Genomic DNA, 16,451 nt, shown 5'->3' on the forward strand with positions numbered 1-16,451 from the left:
CTAGTAAAACATTATACCATAGGTGGGGAAATGTTCCTATGAGACGATGGTACTTGCAATAGCCTTTATACGTAATCGTAGTTGATAATCATCCCCGGATTAAGTCTGGGATTCAAATAATCATCGAGCGAGCATTCAAGTAAACGTACGATCTTGCCCATGCCTGGCGCAACAGGCGTAACAAGCATCTTTACCCCCATTGCCCACACCTCTTGCAGCGGCTCCATCTCTTCGCTGAATCCTTCCAGCACGATCTCAAGCGGCATACTTGTATAAAGCGTCATACGGTCGCTTCCTCCCCGACTTTTCGTTTCGTCTCATTTCTGCGTTCGTCAATCAACCGATTAAGCTCCTTCAAAGCATCGCCTAATCCGCCTACACGATCGATTAAGCCATGTTTGACTGCGTCAGCGCCGATTACAGTCGTACCGATATCGCGTGTCAGTTCTCCGGTCTTGAACATCAGCTCCTTGAACGTAGACTCCGGTACTTTGGAATGCGAGGTGACGAACCGAACGACACGCTCCTGCATTTTGTCCAAATACTCGAATGTTTGCGGCACCCCGATCACTAGACCGTTTAATCGTATCGGATGAATCGTCATCGTAGCCGTCTCCGCAATAATGGATAAGTTGCCGGCTACCGCAATCGGTACGCCAATGGAATGTCCGCCACCGAGAACGAGCGTAACCGTCGGCTTCGACAAGGAGGAGATCATCTCGGCTATGGCAAGGCCCGCCTCTACATCGCCGCCTACCGTATTGAGTACAATGAGAATGCCTTCTATCTTCTGATTCTGCTCCGTCGCAACAAGCTGGGGAATTAGATGCTCGTATTTAGTTGTTTTATTCTGAGGCGGCAGCACGATATGCCCTTCCACTTGACCGATAATCGTCATGCAGAAGATGTTGGACTCCGCATTAACCGGTGTAGAGGTTTGGCCTAGCTGCTGAATCGTCTCGACAACGGACGCAGCCGCTTTTTTCTTCTCATCTGCTCCAGCCGGCTCGGGTTGTTCTGCTGTCAAATCATCCATTCTGATCGTTGTCATAAATCGATATCCCCCTCTATGCTCATAACCTGCAACTCGTCATAGTATGGGGCTGATGGCTGAATTTATACGGCTGCGCTTCATATGGGAGGAGAAGAAATGGATCGCTTGCGCGCAAGCGTAAACGGCTATCGCCGTCCTTTGGCGGCGTAAGCTAACGTTTCGCGGTGAAATATAGGCGTAAAGATAAGAGTGAAACTTATACTTTCCTATATTTTAAAAAAAGAGGACCGTCAAGCATAAGCAGCCTAAACTGCGAACACTTGCGATCCTCTGTTTATCCGGAATGGAAATGGAAATTACACTTCCATAATAATCGGCAAAATCATAGGGCGGCGACGAGTTTGCTCATACAGGAAGCGGCCAAGCGCATCCTTCACATTCGTCTTAAGCGAAGCCCATTCATTTACTTTGTCATTCATTAGTTTCGTGAGCGTCGATGTAACGATACGGTTCGCTTCATCAAGAAGTCCTTCCGATTCACGAACATAAACGAATCCGCGCGAGATGATGTCCGGGCCGGATAAAATTGCGCCGTCTTGCTTGCTTAGCGTAACGACAACAACGAGAATCCCGTCCTGCGACAGCAGCTTGCGATCGCGCAATACGATATTGCCTACATCGCCTACGCCGAGTCCATCAATCAATACGTTGCCGGCTTGTACCTTCGAGCCCTTACGGCCTACGCCGCCTTGAACTTCAACCGTATCGCCGTTATCGATGATGAAGATGTTCTCGCGCTCAATACCGATCGATTCAGCCAACTTAGCGTGTTGACGCTGCATACGATATTCACCGTGGATAGGAATGAAATATTTCGGCTTGATCAGGTTAAGCATAAGCTTCAATTCTTCTTGGCTGCCGTGACCGGATACGTGAACGCCCGATACGGAACCTGGACCGTAAATGACGTTAGCGCCTAGACGGAACAGTTCATCGACAGTACGTCCTACATAACGTTCATTACCAGGGATTGGTGTTGCTGCGATGATGACGGTATCACCAGGCAAAATATCAACTTTGCGATGTGTCGAACGCGCCATCCGCGTAAGTGCCGACATCGGCTCTCCTTGGCTTCCTGTGCACAGAATAACGACACGGTCAGCAGCAAGCTTATTCACTTCTTCCGGTTCGATCAACATACCTTCAGGAATGTTCAAATAACCAAGCTCGGAAGCGATTCCTACAACGTTAACCATACTACGGCCTACGACAGCAATTTTGCGGCGAGTTGCTATCGAAGCGTTAATGATTTGCTGAATACGGTGTACGTTGGATGCGAATGTGGCAACTACAACGCGTTGCGTCGATTTGCGGAAAATATCTTCAAGCTCTTCCCCTACGTTGCTCTCCGAAGGTGTGAAGCCAGGACGCTCAGCATTCGTACTGTCGGACAGCAAGGCAAGTACGCCTTTACTTCCAATCTCAGCAATACGCTGCAGATCAGCGAACTGATCGTTAACCGGCGTATGGTCGAACTTAAAGTCACCTGTGTGAACGACTGTACCTTCAGGCGTGTCCAAACTTACGCCGACAGAGTCCGGGATACTGTGGTTCGTTTTGAAGAAGGATGCGCGAATCGAGCCGAACTGAATTTCGGATTCAGCGTTGATAAGAATACGCTTCGTCTCGCCAAGCAAGCCCGCTTCCTTCAGCTTGCCTTCGATTAGTCCAAGGGTAAGTTTTGTTGCATATACCGGTACGTTCAGACTTTTCAACACGTACGGCAAACCGCCAATGTGGTCTTCATGACCATGCGTGATGAGAATAGCGCGAACTTTGTCGCGATTCTCTGTAAGGTAGGATATATCTGGAATGACGATATCGATTCCGAGCATGTCCTCTTCCGGGAACTTCAATCCCGAGTCAACAACAACAATGTCGTTGTTATATTGAATTACGTACATATTTTTTCCGATTTCGCCTGCGCCGCCTAGTGCAAATATGAGCAGCTTATCCTGGTTGTTCTTCTTCGACAAGTGGATCTAGACCTCCTTAAGGTTATGCGAAGCAGCTTGCTGCTTCGTAAGCAATATAATTTGTTGGTAAGTATGTGAAGCTTATGACAGCTTCATGGAAAGCATATAGTGTGGCTTATCAAGCATAAAATCCCTCGAAAGCCTATTCTTTGGAAACGTAAAGCGGTGAGCCGATCGTACGAATACTGCCATTCGGCTCTGTGAAACCATAAGTCGCCACGAAAAATCATACGAAAAGTACCGAAGCTTAGACAGCTTCGAAAGCGTATTCTCGATCGTTGCAAACCGAAAATGCAAATATGAGTTTACGTATGCGCTTCTATCGTCAGACGCCGTTCCGACGTTATTACTTTCGTTCTCAAATATTTGCCGCACCCAGTCACTTGAACTCATTATACATGATGAAAAAGCTGGAATACAAGTGAAACCCGATTTAGCGATATTATTTAGATTTCCCCAAAAAATAAAACCGATGCTGGACGCACCGGCTGTCGTTAAATAATTGCGTTATTTATTGAATCAAATCGCGAATGAAAGCAGCTTCCTGCTCCGTTGCCGGAACGAGCGGCAGCCTTACTTCGCCTACCGGAATTCCTTTGAGCCCTAGTGCGTATTTCACTGCAACCGGATTAGGAACGGGATGAGGACAGTTGAACAAACCTTTGAATATCGGGAACAATCGACCGTTAATACGCGCGGCCTCCTGAACGTTGCCGCTCAAGTATGCGTCGATCAGCTGCTTCATCTCTGAGYCGACGATATGGCTCGCCACGCTGACAATGCCGTAAGCGCCAACTGCAAGCGCAGGCAATGTCATGCTGTCGTCGCCGCTATACACGACGAAGCCTTCCGGCGCTCCGGCAACGATTAGCGTCAATTGATCGGTCGATGCGCAATCCTTCGTCGCAACAATATTGTCAATCTGTGCTAGTCGAATCGTCGTTGCTGCGGAAATATTGACGCCAGTGCGCCCTTCAACATTGTAAAGGATGATCGGCAATTTCGTTGCTTCTGCCGTTGCTTTGAAATGCTGGTACAAACCTTCCTGGCTAGGACGGTTGTAATACGGGGCCACAAGAAGTATGCCATCCACGCCGCAAGCTTCCGCTTCCTTCGTAAGATGGATCGTATGGGCCGTGTTGTTGCTGCCTGTTCCTGCAATAATTTTGACGCGGCCTGCCGCATGCTTAACAGCGAAACGGAACAGCTCCAGCTTCTCTTCGTCGGACAACGTTGGCGATTCTCCGGTTGTTCCGCATACTACGATGCTCGTGTTTTGTTGCACGTCAATCAAATAATCGATTAAGCGTGCTGCTGTCTCCAAATCAATCTGTCCGTTTGCGTCAAACGGCGTAACCATGGCGGTAATTAGTCTTCCGAAGTCCATCTGATCTCCTCCTATAAGTATAAGAGCTTTGCCTGTTCGCATCGAAGTTCGATCGGGCAAAACCAACATCGTAAACAGCTATGATTAAGACTTCATCGAATACGGGAATAATCTGTAAAACCAATATATATATCACTAACATTGCTCACTATTGCGAATAAAGCGGTAGGTGAAGTTCGAACTTTGCATGCAGCGCCCGAAGCGCAGCCGCCATATCCGCTTCGCGTACAAGCACCCAGATCGTCGTATTCGAATCCGCCGATTGCATAATGGAAATGCCTTGCTCTGTCAATGCTTCGACAATTCGGGCCATTACGCCCGGTTCGCCGTTCATTCCGCCCCCGATTACAGATACCTTCGCGCAGCCATTAATCGCTGCTGGAGTGAATCCGCCTTCCCTGAGCACGTTGACAGCTCGCTCAGCGTCCTGATCAAATACGGTATATATGGCTCCGCTCGGCGTAACATTAATAAAATCGACGCTAATACGATGCTTAGCCATCGACTGAAACACTTGTAGCTGAACATCGCTGCGTCCTTCAATCGCTTTGACCGATATTTGCGTAATGCCTGAGACATGCGCAATGCCGGTCACGTGACGATCCCTAACCGTATGCTCTGAACGATCCAAAGACGTATCGGTAACGAGTGTCCCCGGGTTTGTATTAAATGTTGAACGAACTCGGAAAGGGATCTTCGCATGCTGAGCGATCTCAACCGCGCGAGGATGTATGACCTTCGCGCCTTGCCGCGCCATATTGCATATTTCTGCGTAACTGACGCGGGGCAACGGTTTCGCTTCCTTCACAATGCGTGGATCGGCTGTCAGAATACCGCTGACATCCGTATAAATATCAACCATCTCAGCTCGCAACGCAGCGCCCAGCGCCGTAGCCGACGTGTCGCTTCCGCCTCGACCGAGCGTTGTTGTATCGCCTTGCGCGGTAATGCCTTGGAAACCTGTCACAATGACGACAACGCCAGAATGCAGCAGGCTGACGATGCGATCAGGCCGTATTTCCTTAATACGTGCATGACCATACTGTTCATCGGTTATAATGCCCGCCTGTCCGCCGGTTAGGGCAACAGCAGGAATATCTCTCGCTACAAGTAAACTGCATAAAGCGGCTGCAGATATGATCTCCCCGCAGCCCAGCAGCATATCTCTCTCGCGATCCGGCAATCGATCGCCATTATCCCTGATAAGTTGAAGAAGCGTATCCGTAGCGTACGGATCGCCCTTTCTCCCCATCGCGGACACGACGATGACGACCGCGTATCCATTGCTTCGTTCTCTTCTTATGTGGTCAATGACATGTTCTCTGGCATGATCGGATGATAATGAGGTGCCCCCGAATTTTTGAATCAGGATGCGCATGTAAGCTAGCCTCCRTAGCCGATCGCAAGATGAAGCAGTCTACTATCCTTCTCTTAATACATGTACCTGTTGCGTTCATTTCGGCGACTCATATGACGTATCATGCTGCAAATCGAGCAGGTTATCAAAGACCATCCACGTATTAAGGCCGCCAGCAACTGCTTGACACCTTACTAATCGCAGTTGTTATTGATTAAATTCTTGTTAGTAGCCTCTGAAACGACAACGGCCGACGATATGTGCGTAGACGCATCAAGAAGGTGCCGTCTCATTGTGCGCAACAATTAGTTATAGCGTTCAATGAGCAGCGGCTGAAGCTGCTTGCCCTGTAGTGCTGCCTCGCAGGCTTCCATAACAAGATCCATCTTGGCAACAAGCGAATTCGGCTTCTGCACCGGATTATCTTGACCGAAAGGCACGAAATAAATATGTTTAGCCACTAGCAACTTCGCAATGTTAGCAGCATTCAACCCTAATCCATCATTAGTAGATATAGCGAGCACGACCGGACGGCCATTGCGCATCTGCGCCTTAGCAGCCATCAAGACTGCGCTGTCTGTAAGTGCGTTAGCCAGTCGGCTTGTCGTATTGCCGGTACATGGCGCGATAACGAGCACGTCGAGCAGCTTCGAAGGGCCAAGCGGCTCTGCCTGCACAATCGTGGAGATCAACTCATTACCGGTAATCGACTTCAATTGCGCTTGCCAATCTTCGGATTTGCCGAATCTAGTATCCGTAGTCATTAACGTATTCGATACGATCGGTACGACATTGGCACCCGCGTCGACGAACCGTTTAATTTCTGGCATGACTTCAGCAAACGTGCAATGTGAGCCCGACAACGCATAGCCMACCGTAATTCCATTCCAGTTCATGACCCATTCCCCCGCTTAATCGAATCGTCCAAAATCAACTGAGTCAAGCAATCCGCTATGATACGTCCAGCTGTCTTCGGTGCGACGATACCGGGAAGTCCGGGTGCAAGCAACGCCTTGATGCCACGCTTCTCAGCGAAGCGGAAATCAGTCCCGCCAGGCTTCGATGCAAGGTCAATAATGACCGCTCGCGATGGCAAATTTGCGATAATTTGCGCTGTGACTATCATAGTCGGAATTGTATTAAAAAGCAAGTCAATATTACCCACTTGCTGCTGCAAAACCCCCATATAAAAGGGCTCAAAACCCATCTCTGAAGCACGTGCAAAGTGCTCTGAACGGCGCACGCCAACCTTCACTTTCGACCCTAAGCCTTGAAGCGTTCGAGCTAGCGTGAACCCGGTTCGGCCCAGTCCAAGAATCATGGACGTAGACCCGTGAATCGTAAAATCGGTATTCTGAATAGCCATCATAATGGCGCCTTCGGCAGTCGGTATGGAATTATAGATCGCAACGTCATCACGGTCGAACAGTTCAACTAAAGCAATATGATTTTGCTCGCATAGCTGCCGCAAATAGGGCTTCGCCATGCCGGCATATACTTTGCAATGCTTCGGCAGCTTCGCAATATGAGCTTCGGTCAGCTTCATTTGACGGTCGCTGAACACGGCATGAATAATGCCCTGATCATCCGTTCCTACTGCGGGAAGCAGAAGCGCATCCACTCCTTCGAACAGCTGCTCGTCGAATTCCGCATGCACGGCGCCGTCTAGCGAGGAATGCAGTCCGTCGAAGCCGCATACCGTAACGGTTGCATCAAGCTCCGTTAACTTGCGGATAATTTCAAGCTGCCTTGCATCACCCCCAAGCAACAGCACTTGAACGCCTGTTAGCATTAGGCCTCACTCCTTTCTGGCAACTGGATATGTATCATCTTATGCTATCGCCCAAATCGGGGTGAAAAAGAAAAAAAAGATCGGGTAAAATGCCCCGATCTTTCTCGTATAGCTATCGTGTGCGTTACACGCCTGTATGACCGAAGCCGCCCGCTCCGCGCACCGTTGCCGGTAATTCGCCCGCTTCTTCTACTATCGTTACAGCAGGCACCACCTGGAATACCATCTGCGCAATGCGTTCGCCTCGCGTAATCGTGAAAGGCTCTTGCCCTAAGTTAACGAGCAGCACCTTTACTTCTCCGCGGTAATCAGCGTCGATTGTACCCGGAGAATTCAAGCAAGTGATACCATGTTTGAACGCTAGACCGCTGCGCGGCCGAATTTGTGCCTCAAGCTCACCCGGCATCGCCATGGCGAAGCCTGTCGGGATGAGCTTGCGCTCTCCCGGTGCCAGCACTATAGGTTCGCCGACCGCAGCCTGCAGGTCGAAGCCTGCTGCCCACTCGGACATTTTGCGAGGCACGGCTATATCCTCATTACCCTCTAGTCGTTTAAACAGTACCTGGAACAAATCGATTCCTCCCCAATTGCGCAGCTGCTTTGTCATTAGATCCTACCATCGCAACGGCAAAAGGAACGGACAGCATTTGCTTCGTTACAGATTGTACATCTTCCATCGTCACCGTATCGATACGCTGCAGCAAATCGTCAAGCGTATAATGGCGTCCGAGCATCAGCTCGTTTTTGCCAAGACGGTTCATCCGGCTGCTTGTGCTTTCAAGGCTGAGTATCAAGCTGCCTTTCAGTTGCTCTTTGCCGCGATGAAGCTCTTCCTCGGATAGTCCCTTGACGGACAGCTCGCCGATCTGCTCCATCGTCAGATCAAGCACTTCTTTCGTCTGCTTAGGGGCAGTGCCGGCATAGATCGTGAACAATCCGGAATCCGCATAGGACATATGGTAGGAATACACGGAATAAGCAAGTCCGCGCTTCTCTCTGATTTCTTGGAACAGTCTTGAGCTCATGCCGCCGCCCAGCGCATTGTTGAGCAGGATCATTGCATACAGCTTGGAATCAGTAATCGAGCAGCCGGGGAAGGTGACGCAAATATGATTCTGCTCCGTCTTCTTCTTAAAGAAGTTGTATTCTCCATGGAATATCGGCGGCTCGTTGCCAACGATAATGCCCGAGTTGTTCTTAAAGCCGCCGAAATGTTTCTCAAGCAGCTCCAGCAAAGTCGATTCTTCTACGTTTCCTGCAACGCTAATGACCGTATTATCAATCGTATAACGTTCTTTCATATAGCCGCGAAGCGTATCCGGTCCCATTGCCGTCAGTCTTTCTTCAAGGCCTAGAATCGAATAGGCAAGCGGGTGATCGCCGAACGATGCCCTCGATGCTTCGTCATGCACCTTGTCGTCGGGTGTATCCTCGTACATCGAAATCTCTTCCAAAATAACGTTTTTCTCTTTCGCCAGCTCTTCTGGATCCATCTGCGAATTGAAAAACATGTCTGACAACGCATCTACCGCAATCGGCAGATGCTCATCAAGTACCTTTGCGAAGTAACATGTGTATTCCTTCGCCGTAAAGGCATTTACATTACCGCCAATGCCGTCGAATAAATCAGCAATATCTTTCGCAGACCGTTTGTCCGTGCCCTTGAAGAGCATATGCTCGATAAAATGTGAAATGCCGTTGTTCTCCGGCGTCTCGTTGCGCGAGCCGGTCTTTACCCATATGCCGAACGATACCGATCTGACATGCGGTATATATTCAACGACAACGCGTAATCCATTACTAAGCGTATATTTGTTCACCAAGTATCCTCCTACAACATGAATGATATCACTATATCAGAATAAGTCCGCTCCCTCAACAACGGAGGGCGTTATTCTGCTCGAAGACAATGTCTCGCTAACCGTTCCCAGTGCATATCCCTTCGCCTTGGCGCTTGCAATCATCCCCGCCAGCGCATCCCTGCTGGATGCCGTCGGATGCATCAAGATTAATGCGCCTGGCTCAAGCTTAGCATTGATTTTGCGAATGATTGATTCCGCCGGCGGCTTCCTCCAATCCACGGTATCGATCGTCCATAATACCGTTTGCAGACCTTGCTCCCTGGCGACTTGAACGGTCATTTGATTAAAATCGCCGGAAGGCGGCGCGAACCATCGATTGTTAACGCCAAGCGTTGACTTCAGCAGCTCCTCCGTCTTCGCAATTTGCGTATACGCCGCTCCACGGCTTAATTCGCTCATATTGGGATGGGAATAAGCATGGTTGGACATTTCATGTCCGGCTGCTTGAATCTTGCGTGCCATATCGGCATTTTTGTTCAACCAGCTGCCATCGAGGAAGAAGGTTGCCTTCACGTTCTCCTGCTCGAGCGTCTTCAGCATCGGCTCAATATATTCATTGCCCCATGCTACATTAATCATTAGCGCAATCATCTTCTTATTCGGGTTACCGCGATATACGGGATGGGCTCCAAGGTCCTCAAGCTTTATAGACGGCTCTATTTCCTTGAATACGTATGGGATAGCGCTGTTAGCCGGCAATCGCAACGCGGCTTCATACGTTCGCTCGACATCAACTTCGATGCCGTTGTAGCCGGGGATCGCTCGCCATACGCGATCAATCGTTGCATTGACGGGAGCTTCCCGCTTATTCGCTGCTTCGGCAACAATTGTATCATAGAGCAGCCGTTTTTCCTCATCGCTGCGTTCAACCTTGCCTATTGCCAGACTTGCGCCTCCTGATTTGACTGCTGTTAGATAAGCAGATACGTCACCGTTTATACGAACGAAAACAATCAGCATCAGCATGCTTGCCGCGATGATTGCTGCTTTTCGAATCGCCATAGCCCCAACTCCCGCATAGCCTATTGCGCTCCCCGCCATTCTTCTTGCAACAAGACGCGGACACGCTTTACACATATGTATGAATCGTTGGACGAGATTATGAAGCTATCCGTAAAAGCAGGGCAAAACAAAAAAAGAGACAGATCGAATCTGACTCTTCGTTTGAAGCGATATAGTCGTTCCAACCGCCTTATTGCGCAGTCTCTGGTGTAAGAACAGCTTTACGGGAAAGGTTGATACGGCCTTGTTGGTCGATCTCCGTTACTTTAACCGTAATTTGGTCACCGATGGCCACGACGTCCTCACACTTGGCTACACGCTCATTCGCAAGCTGCGAAATGTGTACAAGACCGTCCTTGTTCGGCAAGATTTCAACGAATACGCCGAATTTCTCGATACGTTTAACCGTACCTAGATAAACTTCGCCGATGACAACTTCTTTCACGATGCCTTCGATGATCGCTTTCGCCTTTTGGTTCATCTCTTCATTCGAGGAAGCGATGAATACCATGCCGTCTTGCTCGATGTCGATTTTTACGCCGGTTTCTTCAATAATTTTATTGATGATTTTGCCGCCTGCGCCGATAACGTCACGGATTTTGTCCGGGTTAATGCGAAGCGTCAAAATTTTCGGAGCATATTTGGAAAGGTTTGTACGGGATTGCGACATAACTGCTGTCATTTTACCAAGAATGAACAGGCGTCCAAGACGAGCTTGCTCAAGCGCTTGTTGCAAAATGCTGCGGTCAATGCCGTCGATTTTAATATCCATCTGAATAGCCGTTACGCCTTCAGCCGTACCTGCAACCTTAAAGTCCATATCGCCGAGATGATCTTCCATCCCTTGAATGTCGGACAAGATCGAGAAGTGATCGCCGTCTTTGATGAGACCCATTGCGATACCTGCAACCGGTGCTTTGATCGGTACGCCGGCATCCATCATGGCAAGCGTGCTCGCGCAAATACTTGCTTGGGATGTCGAACCATTCGATTCAAGAACCTCGGATACAAGACGAATCGTGTACGGGAAGTCAGCTTCAGAAGGAATAACTTTCGATAACGCACGTTCGCCGAGTGCGCCGTGACCAATCTCGCGGCGTCCTGGAGGACGGAGCGGACGAGCCTCGCCTACGCTGAATGGCGGGAAGTTGTAATGGTGCATGAAACGTTTCGTTTCCTCAGGGGAAATGCCGTCCAAAATTTGAACGTCGCCCATTGCGCCAAGCGTACAAATGCTGAGCGCTTGCGTCTGACCGCGAGTGAACAGACCGGAACCGTGTGTACGCGGCAGCAAAGCCACATCGCACTCGATTGGGCGGATCTCGTCCAATCCGCGTCCGTCAGGACGAACTTTATCATGAGTAATGAGGCGGCGAACCTCTTCCTTCACGATATCGTACAGCACTTCCTTCACATCGGACAGAAGCTCAGGCGAATCCGCATACTTCACTTCAAAGTGAGCAATCGTTTCGCTGTTCACGGCATCGATTGCTTCTTGGCGTGCATGCTTCTCCGCGATCTTAATCGCTTCTTGAAGACCTTTGGAAGCAAATGCGCGCACTTCTTCATTGGCTTGCGCATCAACGCTATGAAGCTTGACAGCCATCTTCGGTTTGCCTGCTACGGCTTGAAGCTCTTCGATCTTCGCAACGATATTTTTGATCTCGTCGTGGCCGAACATAATCGCTTCCAGCATAACTTCCTCAGACACTTCATTGCCTTCAGCCTYTACCATCATAATGGCATCTTTCGTACCTGCTACCACTACGAAAATATCAGTTACTTGCTCTTGCTCAACCGTCGGGTTGATCACGAATTGACCGTTCACACGACCAACGCTTACGCCGCCGATTGGACCGCTGAACGGAACGTCGGAGATCGAAAGCGCTGCAGATGTACCGATCATTGCCGCAATCTCAGGCGGGCAATCTTGATCTACGCTCATCACGATATTCGCAATTTGCACATCGTTACGGAAGCCTTCTGGGAACAAAGGACGAATCGGACGGTCAGTCAGACGGCTGGACAGAATCGCCTTCTCGCTTGGACGTCCTTCGCGCTTAATGAAGCCGCCAGGGATTTTGCCGACCGCGTATAGACGTTCCTCGTAGTTAACGRTCAACGGGAAGAAGTCCAAATCCTTCGGTTCGTTTGATGCTGTAACTGTACACAATATAACCGTATCGCCATATCGGACGGTTACCGCAGCGTTCGCCTGCTTTGCAAGACGGCCTGTCTCAATTGTGAGCGGTCTGCCGCCTAAAGTCATTTCAATGCTATGTACCATCTGTTATCCCTCCTATACCTTACATTTTTGGCAAATCTCTCGGAAACTTTTCATATTACAAAAAGCAACCCGAATCCGCTTATCCGATATTCCCGGACGGCAGGACAGCCAGGTTGCTTTTCATTACGCATGTTTTTAACGGCGAAGGCCGAGTTTTTCGATCAATGCGCTGTAACGTCTAACATCTTTGTTTTTCAGGTATGCAAGCAGCTTACGGCGCTGACCTACCATCTTGAGCAAGCCACGGCGGGAGTGGTGGTCTTTCTTGTGCTCCCGGAAATGTTGCGTCAAGTTAACGATGTTTTCAGTCAGGATAGCGATTTGAACTTCCGGAGAACCCGTATCGTTCGCGTGCGTTTTGTGAGTGTCGATCAATTCCTGTTTACGTTCTTGCGTGATTGCCATCCTAATTCACCTCCTTCTTCATAATCGCCATTAGCCTCGTGCGCCGCCGGTGAGAGCGGACAACCAAGCTAAGGTTAAGTAGTGCCCGTATATACAAACTGTATAATCAGTCACAACGTTGTACAGTATATCATATCGAATAGGCTTTTGTCGAGGCGTTGGTTTACTTCGCCTTGAATTGTTCTCTTACCTGGTCGGAATCCCTTCCAATCTGCTTAATAAGTTCGTCCACCGAGCTGAACTTCTGCTCAGCCCTTATGAAGGATTTGAACTCGATTCGGATTGGCTCACCATAGATATCCCGGTTAAAGTCGAACAGATGGGCTTCCATAACGGGCTGAACGCCTTCCTTATTGAAAGTCGGCTTCATGCCGTGATTAAGGACACCTGGGTACGGCTTGCCATTCAGCCATGCAATGACGGCGAATACGCCAAGTCTTGGCGATACATAAGGATAATCGAAATCGATATTAGCGGTTGGAAAACCGATCGTTCTCCCCCTGCCATCCCCATGAACAACTGTGCCCGTAATTTCGTAGGTTCTGCCCAGCAGCAGCGAGGCAGTCTCCAGATCACCTTTCTCCAGCGACTCACGAACCCATGTACTGCTAACCTTGGATTCATTCTCGTAGAGCGGTTCAACGATGTGTACGACAATGTTAGGCGCGCCAAGACGCATAAGAGCTTCCGCATTGCCTGCGCCTTTGCTGCCGAACCTGAAATCAAAGCCGACGACAACTTGCTTCGCGCCTAAACCAAGAAGAACTTCGTCAACGAATCGCTCTGGGGTAACTGAGGCGAATGAGGTATCGAAGCTCATTACAAAAACAAGGTCGACGCCAAGCTCCTCGAACAGCTTCGTCTTGATATGCAGCGGAGTCAGGCAGCGGTAATAATGATCGCCTTGGCCCAGCACCTCTTTCGGATGCGGATCGAAGGTCATGACCGCCGACAACTGACCTGCAGCTTTTGCCTCAACCACGGCTCTGCGGATCACGTTCTGATGACCGCGGTGTACGCCGTCAAAGTGGCCGATAGCTATAGAAAGCGGTTTGTCCAGCGGCAATGCGGACAAACCGTCTAACGGATATTGAAGGGATATTATCTTCAACGCTGATACACCTGCATTTCCTAATAAGCTTTAATTTACTCGGCGACTGAGGAGAATACCTTAATCGGCTTCAGCAACGCGCTTTCCGTATCAATCTGAAAGATTCCAATAAATAATCGTTGATCATTATATAAACGCACTAGAACACCATTATTAGCAACTGAACTGTCAGCTATGGCAGCATGGGCTAAGGCTATCTTCTGCCCCAGCAATGCTAGCTTGCCAACAGAGGCTGGTACTTCGGCGATCGGCAAATGATCGATTGCTTCATCAGCGTCAATGAGATGCTCATTAAGCCGGCCTGATTGCTGCAATTGTTCAATCTCCTCAAGCGTCAAGCAACGCTCGCGAGTAATACCGCCCGACATCGAGCGCGTAAGACTCGCCATCGTAGCTGGAACGCCTAGCGCCTTGCCAATATCAACGCATAATGTGCGAATATAAGTGCCTTTGGAGCATACAGCGGAAAACCTAATTTCCGGATACTGTTGATCCAGCTTCATGTCCAGAAGCTCCAACTGGTAGATCGTCACCGTTCTTGACTTCCGTTCTACCGTCTTCCCTTCACGCGCTAGCTCGTACAGACGCTTKCCGTCTACCTTAACGGCAGAGAACATAGGCGGAATCTGGTCGATCTGACCAACGAATTGACGCAGCGCCTTGCGCACGGCATCCTCCGTCACTTGCGGATTCGGCTGATCCTCGAGAACAGCGCCTGTTACATCCTCCGTGTCGGTTGATATACCGAGCTTAAGTACCGCCTCATACGCTTTTGGACGCTCCTGCAAGTACTCGACGACCCGTGTAGAGCGGCCAAGGCATAACGGGAGCACACCTGTTACCATCGGGTCAAGCGTTCCAGCATGGCCGATCCGCTTCATCCGCAATATGCGCCTTACCTTTGCTACTACATCGTGGGATGTCCAGCCCTCCGGCTTCCAAACCGCCAAAATGCCGTCCATGAATTAAACCAACGCCTTTCGAACTGCTTCCACTAGAAGATTTGGCGCAGCATCAAGCGAGCAGTCAAGCCGGCAGCCGGCAGCTCTGACATGTCCGCCGCCGCCGAATGATTGGGCTATTGCCGCTACATCAGCTTTGCCAGCCGAGCGCAAGCTTGCTTTCACTGCGCCGTCTTCCGTTTCCTTGAATAAAATGCCGACTTCAACACCATCCACATTAAGCGCATAATTAACGATTCCCTCAAGGTCCTCTGGAACTGCCCCCGTCGTACGAATATCGTCCTTGCCAATGTGAACCCAACCGATCTTCAGATCGTCAGAGAAGGTTAGCCGATTAAGCGACAGCTTCAACAGGTTCAGCTTCGCTATAGTCATCTTCTCGAGCAAATGATCGGCGAGTTGATGGCCTGATACGCCAATGGCGAGCAGCTTGGAGGCGATCTCCATCACGCGCGGACTCGTATTGGAGTACCGGAATCCTCCCGTATCGGTGAGCAGGCCGGTATAAATGGCCGTCGCACAATCAAGATCGAGTTCAATGCCGGCATGCTCGATCAAATCATATAAAATTTCAACGGTGGCCGCCGCGTTGTCACGTATGACGTTAACGGTGCCGAAGCCGTTGTTCGTAGGATGATGATCGATATTAAGCAGCTTCACGCCTTCAGTGAAGCTGCTTGCAACGTCACCGATACGGCGGAAGTCAGCGCAATCGACTGATACGACCGTCGCAAAGGACTGCTCTAGAGGATTCGCCCGATAATGACCGATCTCCGAGGAACGATGCAAGTAGCTTAGGCGTGAAGGCAGCTCGCCTTCGTTAATGAGTGTGACTGCTTTGCCCAGCTTATGAAGCAACCAGCCTACGACTACCGTAGAGCTGATTGCATCACCGTCAGGCTGTACATGCGATACGACTAGAAAGTTGTCTCCTTCTCGCAAGAAAGCGAGTGCTTCGTCCAACTGCTTCAAGTAGCTCGCGGACCCGATCATCGAGCATCGTTTCCGTTATTAATATCGTCGAGCAATGACTCAATTCGGCTGCCGTACTCAATACTGCTGTCGAACTTGAACAGCAGCACGGGCGTGTGGCGCAGCTTCATTCGCTTGCCAAGCTCGGAGCGAAGAAATCCGGTGCCGCGGGCTATCGCCTTAAGTGTCTCTTCCTTCTGCTCTTCGCTGCCAAGCACGCTCAAATATACTTTCGCTTGCGAAAGATCGCTAGTCGTCTCTACCCCTTTATTACCGTAACAGGG

General features: G+C 49.8%; 16 protein-coding genes. All 16 read right to left on the reverse strand.

Features of this window, described 5'->3' with window-relative positions; all coding sequences use genetic code 11:
- Nucleotides 1–65: 65 nt before the first annotated feature.
- The gene (locus AB4Z33_RS27740) at nucleotides 66–284 is read right to left on the reverse strand and encodes a YlzJ-like family protein (RefSeq protein WP_442053007.1); all 219 of its coding nucleotides are present in this window, start codon (nucleotides 282–284) and stop codon (nucleotides 66–68) included.
- Entirely contained in the window at nucleotides 281–1,051 is a 771-nt protein-coding gene (locus AB4Z33_RS27745; RefSeq protein ID WP_442053008.1) for a ClpP family protease, read from the reverse strand. The genes AB4Z33_RS27740 and AB4Z33_RS27745 overlap by 4 nt, the downstream gene beginning before the upstream one ends.
- 299 nt (nucleotides 1,052–1,350) lie before the next feature.
- The gene (locus tag AB4Z33_RS27750) at nucleotides 1,351–3,030 is read right to left on the reverse strand and encodes a ribonuclease J (RefSeq protein ID WP_337103004.1); all 1,680 of its coding nucleotides are present in this window, start codon (nucleotides 3,028–3,030) and stop codon (nucleotides 1,351–1,353) included.
- A 511-nt stretch (nucleotides 3,031–3,541) separates the two neighbouring features.
- Nucleotides 3,542–4,417: a 4-hydroxy-tetrahydrodipicolinate synthase gene (gene dapA, locus AB4Z33_RS27755; RefSeq protein WP_442053009.1), complete on the reverse strand. Its 876-nt coding sequence runs from the start codon at nucleotides 4,415–4,417 to the stop codon at nucleotides 3,542–3,544.
- Between the two features lie 148 nt (nucleotides 4,418–4,565).
- Nucleotides 4,566–5,795, reverse strand: a complete 1,230-nt coding sequence (gene dapG / locus AB4Z33_RS27760; protein ID WP_442053010.1) for an aspartate kinase — start codon at nucleotides 5,793–5,795, stop codon at nucleotides 4,566–4,568.
- A 284-nt stretch (nucleotides 5,796–6,079) separates the two neighbouring features.
- On the reverse strand, nucleotides 6,080–6,670 hold the full coding sequence (locus tag AB4Z33_RS27765) for a dipicolinate synthase subunit B (protein WP_337103007.1): 591 nt from the start codon (nucleotides 6,668–6,670) through the stop codon (nucleotides 6,080–6,082).
- Nucleotides 6,667–7,566 carry a dipicolinate synthase subunit DpsA gene (gene dpsA / locus AB4Z33_RS27770; protein ID WP_337103008.1) on the reverse strand — a complete coding sequence of 300 codons (900 nt, stop codon included), beginning with the start codon at nucleotides 7,564–7,566 and terminating at the stop codon, nucleotides 6,667–6,669. The genes AB4Z33_RS27765 and dpsA overlap by 4 nt, the downstream gene beginning before the upstream one ends.
- 124 nt (nucleotides 7,567–7,690) lie before the next feature.
- Nucleotides 7,691–8,137: a dUTP diphosphatase gene (gene dut, locus AB4Z33_RS27775; protein WP_442053011.1), complete on the reverse strand. Its 447-nt coding sequence runs from the start codon at nucleotides 8,135–8,137 to the stop codon at nucleotides 7,691–7,693.
- Complete coding sequence (locus AB4Z33_RS27780; RefSeq protein ID WP_442053012.1) at nucleotides 8,118–9,386, reverse strand: M16 family metallopeptidase; 1,269 nt, start codon at nucleotides 9,384–9,386, stop codon at nucleotides 8,118–8,120. The genes dut and AB4Z33_RS27780 overlap by 20 nt, the downstream gene beginning before the upstream one ends.
- A 36-nt stretch (nucleotides 9,387–9,422) precedes the next feature.
- Nucleotides 9,423–10,430, reverse strand: coding sequence for a polysaccharide deacetylase family protein (locus AB4Z33_RS27785; RefSeq protein ID WP_442053013.1), 1,008 nt, complete (start codon nucleotides 10,428–10,430; stop codon nucleotides 9,423–9,425).
- A gap of 190 nt (nucleotides 10,431–10,620) precedes the next feature.
- Nucleotides 10,621–12,717: a polyribonucleotide nucleotidyltransferase gene (gene pnp, locus AB4Z33_RS27790; RefSeq protein WP_442053014.1), complete on the reverse strand. Its 2,097-nt coding sequence runs from the start codon at nucleotides 12,715–12,717 to the stop codon at nucleotides 10,621–10,623.
- Nucleotides 12,718–12,852: 135 nt separating this feature from the next.
- On the reverse strand, nucleotides 12,853–13,122 hold the full coding sequence (gene rpsO, locus AB4Z33_RS27795; RefSeq protein ID WP_307204092.1) for a 30S ribosomal protein S15: 270 nt from the start codon (nucleotides 13,120–13,122) through the stop codon (nucleotides 12,853–12,855).
- Between the two features lie 163 nt (nucleotides 13,123–13,285).
- A complete protein-coding gene (locus tag AB4Z33_RS27800) occupies nucleotides 13,286–14,233 on the reverse strand; it encodes a bifunctional riboflavin kinase/FAD synthetase (protein ID WP_442053015.1) in 948 nt (315 codons plus the stop codon).
- A 35-nt stretch (nucleotides 14,234–14,268) separates the two neighbouring features.
- The gene (gene truB / locus AB4Z33_RS27805; protein ID WP_442053016.1) at nucleotides 14,269–15,195 is read right to left on the reverse strand and encodes a tRNA pseudouridine(55) synthase TruB; all 927 of its coding nucleotides are present in this window, start codon (nucleotides 15,193–15,195) and stop codon (nucleotides 14,269–14,271) included.
- 3 nt (nucleotides 15,196–15,198) lie between these two features.
- Nucleotides 15,199–16,188, reverse strand: a complete 990-nt coding sequence (locus AB4Z33_RS27810; protein WP_442053017.1) for a DHH family phosphoesterase — start codon at nucleotides 16,186–16,188, stop codon at nucleotides 15,199–15,201.
- On the reverse strand, nucleotides 16,185–16,451 hold a 267-nt coding region (gene rbfA, locus AB4Z33_RS27815; protein WP_442053018.1), incomplete at its 5' end, for a 30S ribosome-binding factor RbfA. The genes rbfA and AB4Z33_RS27810, both read right to left, overlap by 4 nt.

This window comes from Paenibacillus sp. 2TAB19, assembly GCF_052115185.1.
GTDB lineage: Bacteria > Bacillota > Bacilli > Paenibacillales > Paenibacillaceae > Pristimantibacillus.